Annotated in this window: 18 protein-coding genes; 13 read left to right on the forward strand and 5 right to left on the reverse strand. The window is 66.2% G+C overall.

What is annotated here, in order from left to right; genetic code table 11:
* The first annotated feature begins 294 nt into the window (after positions 1-294).
* Entirely contained in the window at positions 295-1,662 is a 1,368-nt protein-coding gene (locus ACP99_RS18475) for a hypothetical protein (RefSeq protein WP_049987992.1), read from the forward strand.
* A gap of 105 nt (positions 1,663-1,767) precedes the next feature.
* Here the strand turns inward: ACP99_RS18475 and ACP99_RS18480 are convergent, their stop codons facing one another.
* Both ACP99_RS18480 and ACP99_RS18485 read right to left on the reverse strand, forming a co-directional pair.
* Positions 1,768-2,289: a hypothetical protein gene (locus tag ACP99_RS18480; RefSeq protein ID WP_049987993.1), complete on the reverse strand. Its 522-nt coding sequence runs from the start codon at positions 2,287-2,289 to the stop codon at positions 1,768-1,770.
* Entirely contained in the window at positions 2,286-2,594 is a 309-nt protein-coding gene (locus tag ACP99_RS18485; RefSeq protein ID WP_049987994.1) for a hypothetical protein, read from the reverse strand. The genes ACP99_RS18480 and ACP99_RS18485 overlap by 4 nt, the downstream gene beginning before the upstream one ends.
* A gap of 164 nt (positions 2,595-2,758) precedes the next feature.
* Between ACP99_RS18485 and ACP99_RS18490 the strand changes: the two genes are divergently transcribed.
* The 3 genes from ACP99_RS18490 to ACP99_RS18500 all read left to right on the forward strand — a co-directional run bounded on the left by ACP99_RS18490 (position 2,759) and on the right by ACP99_RS18500 (position 6,161).
* The gene (locus tag ACP99_RS18490) at positions 2,759-3,949 is read left to right on the forward strand and encodes a redox-regulated ATPase YchF (protein WP_049987995.1); all 1,191 of its coding nucleotides are present in this window, start codon (positions 2,759-2,761) and stop codon (positions 3,947-3,949) included.
* Positions 3,950-4,080: 131 nt separating this feature from the next.
* Entirely contained in the window at positions 4,081-4,710 is a 630-nt protein-coding gene (locus tag ACP99_RS18495; protein WP_049987996.1) for a cyclodeaminase/cyclohydrolase family protein, read from the forward strand.
* Between the two features lie 44 nt (positions 4,711-4,754).
* Positions 4,755-6,161: a PAS domain-containing protein gene (locus tag ACP99_RS18500; RefSeq protein ID WP_156105806.1), complete on the forward strand. Its 1,407-nt coding sequence runs from the start codon at positions 4,755-4,757 to the stop codon at positions 6,159-6,161.
* 23 nt (positions 6,162-6,184) lie between these two features.
* On the opposite strand, the gene ACP99_RS18505 is transcribed toward ACP99_RS18500, so the two are convergent.
* Positions 6,185-6,634, reverse strand: coding sequence for a universal stress protein (locus ACP99_RS18505; protein ID WP_049987998.1), 450 nt, complete (start codon positions 6,632-6,634; stop codon positions 6,185-6,187).
* Positions 6,635-7,156: 522 nt separating this feature from the next.
* On the opposite strand from ACP99_RS18505, the gene ACP99_RS18510 reads away from it, so the two are divergent.
* From ACP99_RS18510 to ACP99_RS18535, 6 genes are all read left to right on the forward strand, one after another.
* Positions 7,157-7,939: an ABC transporter ATP-binding protein gene (locus ACP99_RS18510; protein ID WP_081927587.1), complete on the forward strand. Its 783-nt coding sequence runs from the start codon at positions 7,157-7,159 to the stop codon at positions 7,937-7,939.
* Between the two features lie 2 nt (positions 7,940-7,941).
* On the forward strand, positions 7,942-8,733 hold the full coding sequence (locus tag ACP99_RS18515) for an ABC transporter permease (protein ID WP_049988000.1): 792 nt from the start codon (positions 7,942-7,944) through the stop codon (positions 8,731-8,733).
* Positions 8,724-9,509, forward strand: a complete 786-nt coding sequence (locus ACP99_RS18520; RefSeq protein WP_049988001.1) for an ABC transporter permease — start codon at positions 8,724-8,726, stop codon at positions 9,507-9,509. Before ACP99_RS18515 ends, ACP99_RS18520 begins: the two co-directional genes overlap by 10 nt.
* Before the next feature lie 245 nt (positions 9,510-9,754).
* A complete protein-coding gene (locus ACP99_RS18525; protein ID WP_049988002.1) occupies positions 9,755-10,843 on the forward strand; it encodes an amidohydrolase family protein in 1,089 nt (362 codons plus the stop codon).
* Positions 10,840-11,217: a Rieske (2Fe-2S) protein gene (locus ACP99_RS18530; protein WP_049988003.1), complete on the forward strand. Its 378-nt coding sequence runs from the start codon at positions 10,840-10,842 to the stop codon at positions 11,215-11,217. Before ACP99_RS18525 ends, ACP99_RS18530 begins: the two co-directional genes overlap by 4 nt.
* 123 nt (positions 11,218-11,340) lie before the next feature.
* The gene (locus ACP99_RS18535; protein ID WP_049988004.1) at positions 11,341-12,351 is read left to right on the forward strand and encodes a malate dehydrogenase; all 1,011 of its coding nucleotides are present in this window, start codon (positions 11,341-11,343) and stop codon (positions 12,349-12,351) included.
* Between the two features lie 22 nt (positions 12,352-12,373).
* On the opposite strand, the gene ACP99_RS18540 is transcribed toward ACP99_RS18535, so the two are convergent.
* Both ACP99_RS18540 and ACP99_RS18545 read right to left on the reverse strand, forming a co-directional pair.
* The gene (locus ACP99_RS18540) at positions 12,374-13,402 is read right to left on the reverse strand and encodes an ABC transporter substrate-binding protein (protein ID WP_049988005.1); all 1,029 of its coding nucleotides are present in this window, start codon (positions 13,400-13,402) and stop codon (positions 12,374-12,376) included.
* Positions 13,403-13,546: 144 nt separating this feature from the next.
* Positions 13,547-14,053 carry a universal stress protein gene (locus tag ACP99_RS18545; protein WP_049988006.1) on the reverse strand — a complete coding sequence of 169 codons (507 nt, stop codon included), beginning with the start codon at positions 14,051-14,053 and terminating at the stop codon, positions 13,547-13,549.
* Between the two features lie 107 nt (positions 14,054-14,160).
* Between ACP99_RS18545 and ACP99_RS18550 the strand changes: the two genes are divergently transcribed.
* The 3 genes from ACP99_RS18550 to ACP99_RS18560 all read left to right on the forward strand — a co-directional run.
* Positions 14,161-15,330 (forward strand): thiamine pyrophosphate-dependent enzyme, encoded by a 1,170-nt coding sequence (locus ACP99_RS18550; protein WP_049988007.1) that lies wholly within the window; start codon positions 14,161-14,163, stop codon positions 15,328-15,330.
* Between the two features lie 2 nt (positions 15,331-15,332).
* Positions 15,333-16,298 carry a transketolase C-terminal domain-containing protein gene (locus ACP99_RS18555; RefSeq protein ID WP_049988008.1) on the forward strand — a complete coding sequence of 322 codons (966 nt, stop codon included), beginning with the start codon at positions 15,333-15,335 and terminating at the stop codon, positions 16,296-16,298.
* 94 nt (positions 16,299-16,392) lie between these two features.
* Positions 16,393-16,596: biotin/lipoyl-containing protein (locus ACP99_RS18560; protein WP_331280800.1), on the forward strand; the 204-nt coding region annotated here is incomplete at its 3' end.

The following is a 16,596-nucleotide window of genomic DNA, read 5'->3' on the forward strand; positions in this document are numbered from 1 at the left end:
AAACGATACTATCAGAGAGCCCACGAGACAGCGCGTCTCGTGGGCTCTCTTCATTTCGACGCCCGACCGCTCGACGCTCGACGCTCGACCGAGCAACCCACAACACTCCCTACACCTAACCGCGCGCGAGCGGTTCACCTCGCACATCGCGGGGACAACGCCCTCGACGTCGCCCACCACCCTACGTTCACCCGACCATCCGACAGTTAACCCGATTAAATCGAGTTAATTGGATGGAAGGCGGGCTGAGCGAGTTCCTCGTTTATGGGATACCGGTCGCAACGAGCGATCGCAATGACCCGCAGCACAACAGCCACGATCGCGATCGTGGTCGCACTCGTCGGGATGGCGGCGTTCCCGATGGGCGCGACCGCGGCGACGGACCTCTCGGTCGACGTCACCCAGCAGGCCGAGACGGGCGAGGCGGTCGTGACAGTAACGGCTAACGACAGCGCAGTGGAGAACGCGACGGTGAACGTGACGTCCGAGTCGGCGTACAACGGCACCGGCACGCACGAGACCGACGCGAACGGCACCGTCACGTTGCCGAACCCGAACGAGACGGTGACCGTCGACGTGACAGTAACGGCTAACGACACGAACACGACGCAGCAGGTCGAACTCGTTCCCTACGAGGACTCCCTGGACCTCGACGTGACCCAGGAGTCCGACGGAACGGTGACGGCGACCGTCACCCAGTACGGTGAGGCCGTCGAGAACGCCACCGTCGAGGCCGACGGCGAGGCCAACTACTCGGCGAACGCGACGACCGACGAGAACGGGAGCGCGACGCTCGCCCAGCCGGAGGACACGCAGAACGTCTCCGTGACGGCGACCGTCGACGACCTCAGCGCGGAGACGACGACGCAGCTCGAGGGCTCCGCACAGCTCGAAGTCACGGCCGAGCAGCGCGATGACGGCGTCTTCGTGACCGTCACGCACGGCTCCGACGCGGTCGAGAACGCCACCGTCGACGTGGCGGCCGACGGCGACTACGCGGGCACGGGCACCTACGAGACCGACGCGAACGGCGAGGTCGCCCTGCCGCTCCCGCAGGAGAACGCCACGATCGACGTGAGCGCCACGGCCGACAACGAGACGGCGACGACGACGGCTGATCTGACAGTCGCGTTCGTCGAGGAGGAAGGCATCTTCGGACAGGCCGTCTCGCAGTTCGTCGCCGCCCTGCAGTCGTCCGGGTTCGAGGGTCCACCGGGCCTCGTGATCTCGGACTTCGTGACGGGCAACAACCCGGGTAACGCCGGCGACGCGCCCGGCCTCGCGGACGACGAGAACGAGACCGCCGACGGAAACGAGACCGACGACGCGCCCGGTCGCTCCGGTGAGGCTCCGGGTCGATCCGGCGACGCGCCGGGTCAGTCTGACGACGCGGACGGCGAGAACGAGCGCGGAGCGGGCGCTGCAGCGGCGAACGGGAACGCCCCCGACGACCGTGACCGCGGCCCCGACGCGCGCGACGACGCGGACGACGATAGCGAAGAGACCGAAGGCGACGACGCCGAAGCGGACGACGATAGCAACGACGCTGACGCAGACGACGACAGCGACGACGAGGAAGCGGATGACGACGACGAGGCCGGCGGAAGCGGCGGATCGAACGCCGCCCCGGGGAACTCCGGTAACGCGCCGGGTCAGAACTAACGGTTCGACTCGACCGAGTCAGACCGTCTGATCGATCGATCGAGCACTTCGATTTTTCTAGACGAGTCCGACAGGCGCGAGCGGAGTCGAAAGTCGTCGGTGCGGTCACTCACCCGACGGACGTCGGTATCGATACCGATCGAGTTCCGCTGGCGTCAGGCCCGACCGGGAGGTCACGGTGTCGCGGTCGGCGTCCAGGCGTCGGATCGCGGCGTGTGCTCCGGTCGCGACGAACTCGATCCACCGGTCGTCGCCGCCTGCTGTCCACTCGTCGTCGGGACTGGGATCCCACGCGTCGGTGTCGAGGCCGGATATTGTCGCGTGTGCGACTGACTGTGCCTCCGATCGCACGTCGTTCGATCGAGTGCGTGACGACGTGAACTCGCGGTACTGGTCGCGCTGGCGCGCCAACGCCCGTACCGCGATCGTGCTCACGAGCGACGCACACAGCGGATCGTCGATGACGTCGGGATCAGCACAGCCCTCGCGGTCGGGGTCCCGGCCGTCACGGCCGCGACCGACTCGCTCCAGTACGCCGGCCAGCGCGAAGTACCGTCGCGCGTCGCGGTCGGCCACCAGCGCGCGTTCGAGCGCGGCGTCGACGACGGCGTCGAGCGCGTCGGTCACGATTCGTCTGCGGCCTCTCCGTCGGGGGTGTCGAGCGTGGCGTCGACGACGGTCCCGTCCGGTCGGAGCGTGACGCGTCCGAGCGTGACCGTCTCGCCGACGTCGGCCACGCGGGATATCGTCCTGAGCGTCGCCTCCCGGTCGAGCCGGTCCCACACCACCCGCTCGACGTGCCCCTGGAAGGCCTCGGGGTCGGTCCAGCCCGAGTCGATGTCGGAGGGGACGTGGACGACGAACTGGAACTCGGCTTCGGTGACGTGGATGCCGACGCCGAACGTGTCGCCCGCCGGATCGTCTTCGGTCATACCGCTACGTCCGGGGCCGCGACAAAATATCCTGTCGGTGTCCGGTGTGTGCCGGACTGACGGTCGCGGTCGGGCCGTCGACCGGCGGGCGTGAGCTATGTCATCGCATCACGACGAGCGGTCGGATAGGACGGCTTTTGAGCCGCGAGGGATTTCTGCCGGCAATGAGCTACAAGATCGGACTCGTCGGCAAGCCCTCCGTCGGCAAGTCCTCTTTCTTCAACGCGGCGACGATGAACGACGTGCCCGAGGGCGCGTACCCGTTCACGACCATCGATCCCTCCGTCGGCGAGGCGTACGTCCGCGTCGACTGTGCAGCGCCCGAGTTCGACGAGACGTGCACGCCGTCGGTCGGGTTCTGCGACGATGGCACGCGCTTCGTCCCGGTGAAGCTCGTCGACGTCGCGGGGCTCATCCCCGGCGCGCACGAGGGCAAGGGCCTCGGCAACCAGTTCCTGACCGACCTCAACGAGGCCGACGTGCTCGTCCACGTCGTCGACTTCTCCGGAGAGACGGACATCGAAGGCGAACCCACCGAGGGCCACGACCCCCGCGATGACATCGACTTCCTCGAGAACGAACTCGACATGTGGTATCTCGACATCCTGGAGAAGGGTCTCGAACGCTACCGCTCGGGGTACCACGGCGAGGAGGCGAACGTCGAGGAGGACCTCGCCGAACAGATGTCGGCGTTCAAGACGAACAAAGACGAGATCAAGCAGATCCTGCTCGCCACGGACGCGGGCCTCGACCCCGACGAGTGGGACGAGGAGACGAAAGAGCGCGTCGCCCGCGAGATCAGAAAGCGGACCAAGCCGATCCTGATCGCGGCGAACAAGATGGACACGCCCGCCGCACAGGAGAACTACGAGTCGGTGACGGCCGACCCGGAGTACGACCACCTCACGTTCGTCCCCACGAGCGCGCACGCGGAGAAAGCGCTCAAACAGGCCGACGAGGCCGACGTCGTAGACTACCAGCCCGGCGCGTCGTCGTTCGAGATCGTCGGCGACCCGTCCGAGGAGCAGGCCGCCGGCCTCGAACAGATCCGCGAGTACGTGGAGGCGTTCGACGGAACCGGCGTCCAGGACGTCCTCGAATCGGCCCTCTTCGACGTGATGGGCGCGATCGCGATCTTCCCGGGCAGCGCGAACGGTCGCGCCGACTCCCAAGGCGTCTTCCGCGACTGCTTCATCCTCCCCGAGGAGTCGACGACCGAGGACTTCGCCTACCACCTTCATTCCGATATCGGCGACGGACTGCTCCACGGGATCGACTGCCGCTCGAACCGGCAGGTCGGCGCGGACCACGAGCTGACCCACCGCGACGTCGTCGAGATCGTCACGACGAACTGATCGGACGTGTGCCGCAACGTTGAGCGGTCACGCCCCGCAGGGGGCGGCGGCGTGTCGCGATCGGGAGGAGTCGAGCGGTCGTCCGGATCCGGAGAGGTAGCTACTTCACCGGCGCGTGCGCACCCGAGCGTATGATCGACGAGGCTCCGATCGGCGCGTTCCTCGACGACGTCGCCTCCGAGCGGGTGACGCCGGCGGGCGGCACCGTCGTCGCCGTCTCGGGTGCGATGGGCGCGGCGCTGTGTGAGATGGCCTGCATACACACGCTCGCGGCGCGAGACGAGAGCGAAGACGTCGATGCTGACGACGCGGCGACCGTCGACTTCGAGGCGCTCCGAGCCGATCTCGCCGGTCAGCGGCGACGCCTCCTCGCGCTCGCCGAGCAGGACGCGGCCCTCGTCGACGACCTGTTCGGCGGCGGTTCAGCGTCGGATTCGGGCGAGGACGACGATGAGCAGCGCGGCCCGTCGGACCGACTCTCGAAGCGCGCGGCGGGGATCCCGCTCGCGACCGCGGAGGCCGCGCTCGCCGTCCTCGAAGACGCCGCGGTGGTGATCGACCGCGGGCGGCCGGGCGTCGCGGCCGACGCCAAGGCGGGTGCGTACCTCGCTGACGCCGCCGTTCGGGCGTCGCTCGCGACGGTCGAAATCAACGTCAGCGCGCTCGATGACGCCTCGCACGCGGCGGACCTCCGGGAGCGGGCCGCACAGATCGCCGCTGACGCGGCAGACCTCCGTGAGGACGTTTTGAATATGCGCTGACACGATAGCAATTACTAAGGCGGTGCCGTGTGGTGATCCGGACGATGGACGATCCGATTCGGGTACTGCACGTCGAGTCCGACCCGCAGTTCCGAGCGCTGACGGCCGACTCGCTGACGGCGGTCAGCGACGTGATCGACGTGTCTTCTCACCCGTCCCCGGACGGCGCGCTTTCGGCGATCCGCGACCGCGACGTCGACTGCCTGCTCACCGACTACGAGTTCGAGGGCGCGACGGGGCTGGAACTCCTCGAGGACGTCCGCGAGGAGTGGCCGAACCTTCCGGTCATCCTCTTCACCGGAACCGGCTCCGAAGCGGTCGCCAGCCGGGCGATTTCCGCCGGCGTCACCGACTACTTCCAGAAGACGGGGCGACAGAAACAGTACGCGCTGCTCGCGAACCGCGTCGAGGACGCCGTCGAGTCAGGCCGCCGCGAACGCGAACGCCGCCGGAACCAGCGGCAGTTCGAGGCCATCTTCGACGATCCGAACCTGCTCGTCGGCCTGCTCGACCCGGACGGGACGGTCAGAGACGTCAACCGGACGGCGGCCGAATACGTCCCGGTGGACCGGGAGGAGGCCACCGGACGGACCTTCTGGGAGACGGCGTGGTGGCCCGAGACACTCCGCGACGACGTGAGAGAGTGGGTCGCGGCGGCGGCCGCGGGTGAGTACGTCGACTACGAGGCGACGCATCCGAACCCCGGCGGGCGACCGATCACCGCGGAGGGCTCCTTTCGGCCCGTCACCGACCGGAACGGGACCGTGACCGCGATCGTGGTCTCGGCTCGGGACGTCACCGAGAGCCGCCGTCGCGAACGGGAGCTACAGCGACAGTACGAGCGCCTCGACGACTTCGCGAGCTTCGTCTCTCACGACTTCCAGACCCCGATTTCGACGGCTCGCGGTCGGCTGGAACTGGCCCGCGAGACGGACGCGGACGAGCATCTCGACCGCGCGATCGACGCCGTCGAGCGCATCGATCGGCTCCGGTCGGACCTCGCGGAGACGTTACGCAGCGGCGACATCGTCTCCGAGCGGACGGACGTCGCGATCGAGGACGTCGTCGGGGACGCGTGGGAGGCCGTCGATCCGCCGGCGGCCGCGTCGGTCTCGGTCCGGGAGTCGACCGCGCTACGCGCCGACCGAGAGGCCCTCCAGCGGCTCTTGGAGAACTTCGTTCGAAACTCGATCGAGCACGGGGATGCCGACGTCAACGTCCTCGTGGGAGCTACCGACGACGGGTTCTACTACGAGGACTCGGGCCCGGGGATCGATCCGGAACTCCGTGAGGACGTGTTCACGCCCGGCTTCTCGACGAAGACCCGGAGCGACGGCACCGGGATGGGGCTGGCCGGCGTGCATCAGATCGTTCTCGCCCACCGATGGGACATCGACGTCTGCGACGCTCGGACACTCAGCGGCGCTCGTTTCGAGGTCCAGACGGGGTAGCGTCTCGAAGCGAGGTGGGAGGGCTACGCCTCTACGGGCGTCTTCACCACGGTGACCGGCATCTCCGTCAGCCGAAGCACCCGGTCGGTCGTGCTCCCGAGCAGACTCCGGTACTCGTCGGGACGACGTCTCGTGCCCAAAACCACGAGGTCGACGCCGGCCTCGCGCGCGAACTCGGCGATTGTCTCGGGTGGCTGTCCGTGTTTGAGGTGGCCTTTCACGTCGACCCCCCGCGACTCCGCTCTCTGAACGACCGCCGCGATCGCCTCTTCGCCGACTTCTTCGAGCCCGTGTTCCGGTCCCTCGTGGCCGTCGACGTACTCGTCGCCGCTGTAGGCGTCGTAGACGTCGCTGTCGACGACGTACAACACGTGCAACGTCGCGCCGTGCTGTTCGGCTAACTCGAGGGCGTGGTCGGTCGCTCGGTCCGATGCCTCCTCGCCGCCGGTCGCGAGTAGTATGTCTTCGAACATATCTGATCCTACGTGTCGAGAGCGCAAAAGTGTCGGTGGTGAACCCGCTGGCAGTCGGTGCTAGAAATTTCAAGATAGTTTATGATAAGGTATGTACTAAGAAATTGCTTGCAACCGCTTGAAAATTACTTGAAAAGCGTATTCGATAACACTGCTCAAACTATATAGGGGTTCTTTTGATTCAGTCTTTGCCGTCTCCGGCCGGAGCGTCCCCAGTTCGATCCTGTCGGTCGGGCGTGAAATCGCGGCGGAAGGAAGGCTTTTGTACGATGGATGCTGTACCCACATCGTGTTACGTGGTGCCAAAAGCGGTCACGACAGTCCGACCGCGTCACCCGCTCAGCATCCGCGATTCCGGAACGGCATCGCGGTCCGTTCGGATCGGGGCGTTCGGTGTGCCACAGTGCGTGATACGCGACGGTGACAACTGATGATTTCAATGAGCACGAACGGCGGCGAGGACGGCCGAAGAGCGAGTATAGACCGGAACAATCAATGCACATCCAACGCGGTGATCCTGTAATGGACGGACGAGTGACCATCTCCGAACTGGAGAAAGTGTACGGCGAAGGAGCCGAGCGGACGAAGGCCATCGAGGACCTCTCCTTCGAGGTCGAGGGCGGGGAGTTCATCAGCGTCGTCGGTCCGAGCGGCTGTGGCAAGAGCACGCTGCTGTATCTCATCGCGGGCTTTCTGGACACCACCTCGGGGACGATCGCCATCGACGACGAGCCGATCAGCGGCCCCGGAACCGACCGGGGCGTCGTGTTCCAAGACTACGCGCTGTTCCCGTGGCGGACCGTCTTCGAGAACGTCACCTACGGCCTCGAAGAGGACGGCGTTCCGAAGGAGGAGCGACAGAGCATCGCCCAGAAGTACATCGACCTCGTCGACCTCGACGGCTTCGAGGACAAGTACCCCAAGGAACTCTCCGGCGGGATGAAACAGCGCGTCGGCATCGCGCGCACGCTCGCGTACGAACCGAAGATCCTGCTGATGGACGAGCCCTTCGGCGCGCTGGACCAACCGCTCCGCGAGGCGCTGCAGGATCAGCTTCGGGACATCTGGAACGACCTCGGCAAGACGATCGTGTTCATCACCCACGACGTCGAGGAGGCGGTGTACCTCTCAGAGCGCGTCCTCATCATGACGCGTCACCCCGGGACGAAAAAGACCGTCAAGGAAGTCGGCCTCGACCGCTCGGGGTCGCGCGAGGACATCGTCACCTCCGACGAGTTCGCCGAGTACAAAAACTCCGTCTGGAAGTCCCTCCACGAAGAGACCCAAACTGAGGTGACACTGTAGCCGTGCGACACGCGACGTCACAACGGATCGAGACGCTTCCCGCCCCCGTCCAGGGCGTCGCCCGGACGATCTTCGATTGGATCCCGCTCGGGATCCTCGTGGTCCTCTGGGAACTCGCCAGCGGCGCGGTCGTCGCCGAGTCGATCCTCCCGCCGCCGACGACCGTTTCGAGCCGGATCGTCGAACTCCTCGTCACCGGCGAGGTGTTCTCGCACCTGTTCATCTCGCTGTTCCGGATCGCCGTTGGACTCGGGTTGAGTATCTTCATCGGGGTCCTCCTCGGGATCGGGATGGCCCGCTCGAAGCCCGTCGAGAACTTCTTCGACATTTTCCTGTCGATGACGTATCCCATTCCGAAGACCGCGCTCGTTCCGCTCGCGATCCTGTGGCTGGGCGTCGGCACGGAGACGGCCATCCTGATCGTCTTCCTCGCGTGCCTGCTGCCCGTGGTGTTGAACGCGTACAACGCCGCCAACGACGTCGACCAGAACCTCGTCTGGGCGGCGCAGATGATGGGCACCGACGGGCGGGAGATGCTGTATAAGGTCGTCTTTCCGGCGACGATCCCCGAGATCATGACCGGGATCCGACAGGCCGTCCCGATCGCGTTCGTCGCGCTCGTGAGCGCCGAACTCATCGCGTCGAACCAGGGGATCGGATACCTGATCCTCACCTCCGGACAGATCGGCAACTACCCGCGGATGTTCGCGAACATCGTCATCATCTCGGCGGTCGCGTTCGTGGCCGTCCGTGGATTCGAGGAGGCTCGTAACAGGGTGTTAGTATGGACGTAACGACGGACGCGAAGGGCGGTTTCGACCTCTCGCGACTCGTGGAGTTCGGGAAATCGATCTACTCGCTGGTGATCGTGCTGGTGCTCTGGGAGCTGGTCGGGCAGTTCGAGCTCATCCACTACTACTTCCTCCCGCCGCTCTCGGACATCATCATCCGGTTCGTCGAACTGACGCTGTCGGGCGATATGCTGTACAACGCGTACCTGACTCTGTACCGCGCGCTCGTCGGCCTCGCGATCGCGTCGGTCTTGGGCGTGATCGTCGGCGTGCTGTCGGCGCGGAACGACCTCGTCGACTGGTTCTTCGACCCGATCATCAAGATCGGCTACCCGGTGCCGATCATCTCGCTGATCCCCGTGTTTATGCTGTGGTTCGGCATCGGCGACCTCTCGAAGATCATTATGGTCGCCGTCGGGACGTTCTGGCCCGTCGCGGTCAACGCCCGCGACAGCACCCAACAGGTCCAGCAGAACCTCGTCTGGGCGGCGCAGATGATGGGGACGAGCGACAGGCGGCTCCTCCGGCGCGTGGTGTTGCCCGCGGCGCTGCCCGGGATCATCACCGGGTTCCAGATCGCGATGCCGCTGTCGCTCATCATCACGTTCGTCTTCGAGATGGTGGCCGGCGGGGGCGGACTGGGTGCCCTCGAAATTCAAGGCGTCCGGTCCTTCCAGTCCGCGCAGGTCTACGCGGCGATCATCGCCGTGATGTTCATCGGAATCGGTCTCGACCGCGGTCTCCGGCTCATCCGGAGTCGACTTCTGCACTGGACCTGAATCGAGCGACGACTCTCCGTTCCTCGCTCTCCCTCCCGTTTTCGGCTACTTCGTGTCGAGCGCTCTCGCCTTCCGACCGCGACAGCGAGCGACGCATCCGCCTCGGCCGCCGGCACAAAAACCTAAATGGATGTACATCAAAGACCGGTACGTATGCCAACCACTGACAGCGACGGTTGTCCGTACAGCCACCGGTCTCCGCCGAGCGCGTCTCTCGAACGCGAGAGCCACGGGGCGGTGATGCGATGATCGACGCGGCCGAAGAGCGGGTCATCGACTGCGACTGGCACTACCAGGACTCGTTCAAGGAGGTCGCGGAGTACATGCCCGAGCCGTGGAACACGAAGTACAAGCGGAGCAACTGGGACGACGCCGGCGTCAAACAGAACCTCAGTTCGTTCTTCCCGACGTCGACCGGCGACCGGCAAAACTACGGGAAGGTCCTCCGCGAGCACTCGAACTACCCGGACGAACCCGAGGAACCCGAGCGCGTCGGCGAGGGGATGGAGTTCCTCGACATCGACGTCTCGCTGCAGATCTCGCATCTCATCCTCGCGATGGGCGGCGTCAACGCCGACGACGAGCGCGTGCAGGCGTTCACCCACGCGTACATCGAGTACATGCTCGAAGAGGTGCTCGACCCCGACGAGGGCATCTACGGCCTCGCACCCATCCCCTACGGCGACATCGACGCCTCGCTGGAAGTCCTCGAACGGGTGGAGGACGAGGACGCGTACGTGGGAGCGTGCTTCGTCACCGCGGGGGCGAGTCCGCCGCTCGGCAACCGCAAGTACGACCCGATCTACGAGCGCTGCGAGCAGATGGACTACCCGATCGTCTACCACACGGGCGGATCGGGACTCGACGAGTACGTCCGAGCCGGGTACCAGGAGATGATCGAGACCCACACGCTGGGCTTTCTCGAATCGAACATGTCCCAGATCGTCAGCGTCGCCTGTCAGGGCGTCCCCGAGAAGTACCCCGACCTCGACATCGTCTTCATGGAGTCGGGCGTCACCTACATCCCCGGACTGGTCAGCCGCCTCGACGAGGAGTACCTGAAGCGACCCGAGGAAGCCCCGCTGCTCGACACCCGCCCCAGCGAGTACATCACCGACTTCTACTTCGGGACGCAGCCGCTGGAGATCTCCGCGCGCAACGACCTCCTCGAACTCTGCTTCGACATGATCGGCACGGACAGGCTCCTGTACGCCTCCGACTACCCCCACTGGGACTTCGACAGCCCCTCCGTCATCAACGACCTCCCGATGCTGGACGACGACGACAGACGCGCGATTCTTTCCGGTAACGCCGAGGAGGTGTTCGGCGTATGAGCGGGGAGGGACTCGTCGAAGTCGGTCCCGAATCCGAGTTCGAGGACGGCGACCACGCCGTCGTGGAGGTCGGCCGCGCGGAAGTCGGTGTCATCAAAGCCGAGGGCGAGTTCTACGCGCTCCGGAACCAGTGTCCGCACGACGGCGGCCCCGTCTGCGAGGGCAACGTCCAGCGCGAACTCGTCGGCGAGTTCACCGGCACGGGCGAGCGCGTCGAGCAGTACTACAGCGACAACTGCATCGTCTCCTGCCCGTGGCACGGGTGGTCCTTCGAGTTGGAGACGGGCAAGCACATCGGCGACGACCGGATCAGGGTCCCCACCTACGACGTCGTCGTCGAGGACGGGACCGTCTACGTCGACGGCGGAGACTGACCGCTCTCTCGCATCTGCTCTGTCGCGTCGACGGAACTGGACCGACCGCCACCGACCCAGTCGGCGTGAAGACCGACTCAATCGGTGGACAACCTACTTGTATTCGACCGCAGACGTGTCACTATGCACGTCGCGATCATCGGCGGTGCGAGCACCATCGCAACGACTGTGGCCCACACGCTTTCGGCCGTGGCACCGACGGTCGACGTCTCGCTCGTCGACATCAACGAGGGGGCCGCGTGGGCGCACGCGAAAGACGTCACCCACGCGAGCTACCACTTCTCGAACGCCCCGGGATCGACGGTCCCCGGAGCGGACGTGGGCACGATCCGCGCTGCCACGCCGGACGAACTGCCGGCGCTCGATCCGGACTTCGTCGTGTTCAACGCGGCCGCGCCGCAGCCGGAGGACGCGACCGATCGGGGGGCGAGAGAGGCCGAACTCGATCGGAACCTCTCGATCGTCGAGTCCGTGGCCGAGGACCTCCGGCCGCTGGACCCCACGCCGCTGCTCGTGGTGACGAACCCGATCGACCGCCTCGTCTACCAGTTCTACTCGCTGTTGGAGTGGCCGCGGCGCTGCTTCCTCGGTTACTCCCTGTCCGAAACGGCCCGGATGGCCGACGCGGTCAGCACCGAACTCGACGTCCCGCAGAACGACGTCACCGTCCCGATGATGGGCGAACACGGCGAGAACGTCGTGCCGATCCTCTCGCGGGCGCGCGTCGACGGCGAGCCGGTCGCCACAGACGGTCTCGACCGCGAGGACCTCTTGGAGTACGTCCGCGACATCCCCTTCGAGATCGCCAAAGAGCGCGGCGTCGCGGAGACGTCCCGATGGGTCACGAGCGCGGGCATCGCGCGTGTGATCCGCTCGGTCATCGCGGGAAGCGAACCCGGCGGCGACGACGCCCGCGGGCGTCTCGGCGAGCCGTTCTGTCTGTCGACGCCGCTCGCCGGCGAGTACGGGTTCGATAACCTCGCGCTCAGCGTCCCCGTCGACCTCGACGAGGGCGGCGTCGCCGAGATCCACGAGTGGGAGCTCGATTCGGTCGAGAGCGCGGAGCTCTCTGTGGCGGCCGACGCCATCCGCGCGGACCTCGAACGCCTCGGCGCGAAGGGCTACGACGCCTGAACTACCGACCCTCCGTGGGAGGCTACGGCAGGTACTCGTTGGTCGCGTACTCGGTGACGTCGAAGCTCTCCTCGACGAACCCGAGTTCGACCAGTTCGTCGATCGCGAACTGGAGCCGGTCGGTGTCGATCGTGATGTCCTGGCGGTAGTAGTCGTTGTTCGTGAGGAAGAACCCGTCGACGACCGCCTCGGGGAGCTCGAAGTGCTCCGCCGCCAGCGTGACGACCTCCGAGCGGTTTTCGTAACAGTACTCCACCAGTTCGTCGAGGTCCTCGCCCCACGCGGCGATCGCGTCGCCCTTCTCGTCGAGTGAGTTGTTCGAGGCGACGGTGTAGGCGAACGGGTACGCCTCGTCCCAGAGGTCCTGACTGGTGTACACCTCGTTGAAGCCCTCCCCGCGGGCTCCGACCGCGAACAGCGCGGGGAAGATCCCCGCGTCGATTCGCCCGTCGTTGATGGCCTCGATGAACGTCGGGAACGGGAGTTCGACGATCTCGGCGTCAGAGCCGAACTCGAGGTTCTCTTGGCGCATTCCCTTTTCGAGGACCGCGTGGGTGCCGGTCCCCTGCGCGTTGACGCCGACGTTCGTCCCCTCCAGATCGGCGATCTCGGTGATCCCCGAATCCGGCCCGGAGAAGATGGTGAACCCGTACCATTCGGGGTGGGCGTCCCAGAAGTCCGTCGAGATCATCGAGATGTTGCCCGGGACGGCCTCCTGTCTGACCGCGGAGGCGTAACTCACCGTGGTCAGGAGCGCCATGTCGACCTCGCCGGCCGCCATCGCGTTCAGCGAGTCGGGCGTGCTCTCGTTGCGAGTCACGCTGAGTTCGTACTCCGACCCGAGGTTCGAGACCTGCTCTTGAATCTCCTCGATCGCGAACAGCGACCCGAGGTTCTCGACCGGAACGGTGAACGCCAGCCCGAGTTCCGGCGTTCCGCCGCCGGTGATCCCCGAGATACTTGAACACCCAGCGAGCCCCGTCAGTCCGACCGTTCCGGCGGCCGCCCCGCCCTTCAGAAACGATCGACGCCGTATGCTATCAAATGCCATCAACAAACAGGATAGATTCGATGGTATATAAAATCACCTCTCGACCAACATATTTTCAACTCGACGCGCGAGCGGAGCCCCGCTTTTCCTTCCCGACGTCCTCCGACGGCGGCCGAATCGACCGCCTCGAACACGCAGCGGCGACTACTCCTCGGACATCACGGTGACGACCGGAAGCTCCGACTCCAACAGAATCGACTGGGTCTTGCTGCCGAACAGCGCCTTCCCCGCCGGCGATCGTTTGCGGCCGCCGATGACGAGATACCGGGCCCCGCGTCGCTCCGCCTCCGAGAGGATCTCCTCGACGGGTTCGCCGACGCGGCCTTTGACGACGGTGTCGGCCGGGTCGTCGAGCGTGCCCCGAACCACGTCGCGTGCGACGCCGGTCGCGTGTCGTTCGCCGTCCTCGACGGTGTACTCGTCGCCGCGGGCGCTCTCTTGCGGCGTCTGGTTGCTCCCGCCGTACGAGGCGGGCGTCGTGACCGACCGCCCCGACGACCCGCCCGTCGACGATCGGAACTCCTCGAAGACGCTCTGCGGCATCACGTGCAGGACGACGTGTTCGACGCCGAGGGCGTTCGCCAACTCTTCGCCCCGCTCGACTGCCCCGCTCGGGATCGATTCGCCGTCGACCGCGGTCAGTATCGCCATACCCCACAGTCCAAGCGCGAATTAATAAATCGTGGTGGCGATCGCCACACGTTCGGCGCTGTGACCCGCGATTTTATTACCGGCCCCGAACAATCCTGCGTCGTCGAATGAGCGATAGAGCATCAGACATACGAGCCTCTCCAGCCACCGGCGACGACGGCGGTGGCGAGGTGCGGTACCTCTCCCAGTCGGACCTGGAGGTACCCACGCACCAGATCGTCGCCCCCGACGGATCGTACGACGAGGAGGCGATCCCGGACCTCGAGGAGGAGGAGCTCTTGGACCTGTATCGGTGGATGGTGACAGACCGGGTGTTCTCCCGGCGGATGGTGAACATCCAGCGGCGCGGCGAACTCGGCACCTTCGGGTCGACCCGCGGTCAGGAGGCCAGCATCATCGGGAGCGCGTTCACGCTCTCCCCGGAGGACTGGCTGTACGTCGGCCGCGCCTGGACGCCGATGTTTATGCGCGGCGCGTCGATGGAGGATATGATCCTCTTCTGGCGCGGCATCGAGGAGGGCCAGGAGGCGTTCGCGAAGGTCAACGCCCAGATCGCGATCTCGATCGGCTCGCACCTCCCCCTGGTCTCGGGGATCGCGTGGGGGATGCGCCTCGACGACGCCGACGCCATCGCGACGGCCTACCTCGGCGACGGCGCGACGAGCACCGGCGCGGCCCACGAGGGGATCAACCTCGCGAGCTCCGTCGGCCTGCCGGCGCTGTTTTACTGTCAGAACAACCAGTACGCGATCTCGATGCCCTACGAGAAGCAGTCGGGCGCGAACACCATCGCCCAGAAGGCGCTGGCGTACGGCATCGACGCGATCCGCGTCGACGGACAGGACGTCCTCGCCGTCTACGACGCCGTTTCGAGCGCCCGCGAGAGAGTGCTCGACGGCGAGCCCGTCTTCGTAGAGTCGGTCACGTACCGCCTCGACGCGCACACGACCAGCGACGACCCCACCCGCTACCGCTCCGACGAGGAGGTCGACCACTGGGAGTCTCACGACCCCATCGAGCGCTACCGCGAGTTCCTCAAATCCGAGGGGCTGTGGTCCGAAATCGACCACGACGCCGTCGTCGAGGAGATCGAAGCGGAGTTCGACGAGGCGCTCGCCGCCGCGAACGCGATGGAGGAGCGCGCCGTTTCGGAGATGTTCGAGTACCTCTACGACGAACTCCCGCCCGAGTTGGCCCGACAGCTCGCGGAGTTCGAGGAGCTGCTCGAACGGCGACCCGAGATGTACGACTTCATCGAACAGCGGCCCAAGGGATGACAATGCAGGCAACAATCGTAGAGGCGGTCAACGACGCACTGCACGGGGAGATGGAACGCGACGACCGCGTCGTCGTCTTCGGCGAGGACGTCGCCGAGAGCGGCGGGGTCTTCCGCGCGACGGATGATCTGCTGGAGGAGTTCGGGAGCGAGCGCGTCGTCGACACGCCGCTCTCGGAGATCGCGATCGTCGGCGGCGCGGCCGGGATGGCGATGTACGGCTACCGGCCGGTGGCGGAGATCCAGTTCTCGGGCTTTCTCCCCCCGGCGTTCGATCAGCTCGTCACGAACGCGAGCCGGATCCGCTGGCGGACGCGCGGGGAGCTGAACGCGCCGATGGTCGTGCGGATGCCCTACGGAGCCGGCGTCCGCGCGCTCGAACACCACTCGGAGAGTCTGGAGGGCGCGTACGGTCACATCCCCGGCCTCCAAGTCGTCGTCCCGAGCACGCCCGCGGACACGAAGGGCCTGCTGACGGCGGCGATCCGCGACCCCGACCCGGTCCTCTTCATGGAACCGAAGCGGATCTACCGCTCGATCCGCGAGGAGGTCCCCGAGGGCGACCACGAGGTGCCGATCGGCGAGGCCGCGGTCCGCCGCGAGGGCGAGGACCTGACGGTCGTCGCGTGGGGGGCGATGATGCCCCCGACGCTCGAAGCCGTCGACGAGGGCGGCGTCGACGCCGACGTCATCGACCTGCGGACGGTCTCGCCGATGGACACGGAGACGATCGTCGAGTCGGTGAAGAAGACCGGTCGCTGCGTCGTCGTCCACGAGGGGCCCCGAACCCTGGGCGTCGGCAGCGAGATCGTCGCCCGCATCAACGACGAGGCGCTGATGTACCTCGAATCGCCGGTCGAGCGCGTGACCGGGTTCGACACGCCCGTGCCGCTGCTCTCGATGGAGGACTTCTACTTCCCGCACCCGCCGCGCATCCTCGACGGCATCGAGGCGGCGCTCGCAGAGTAGCGCGCGCTGTTTTCCGGTAGTACTGATCGGCGACTGACGCTTCGCCCGCGACGCGCAGGGAAATACTGAAAGGGTTGTGCGTCGACCGGCCGGTATGGTAGAACGAACGTTCGAGTTGCCGGACCTCGGGGAGGGTATCGCCGAGGGCGAACTCGTCTCGTGGCTCGTCGAGGAGGGAGAGTCGGTCGTCGAAGACCAGGTCATCGCGGAGGTCGAGACCGACAAGGCGCTCGTCGAGATTCCGAGCCCGCAGGAGGGGACCATCGCGAAGCTCCACTACGAGGAGGGCGCGGTCGTC

This window comes from Halobellus rufus (assembly GCF_000739575.1).
Classification (GTDB): Archaea; Halobacteriota; Halobacteria; order Halobacteriales; family Haloferacaceae; genus Haloquadratum; species Haloquadratum rufum.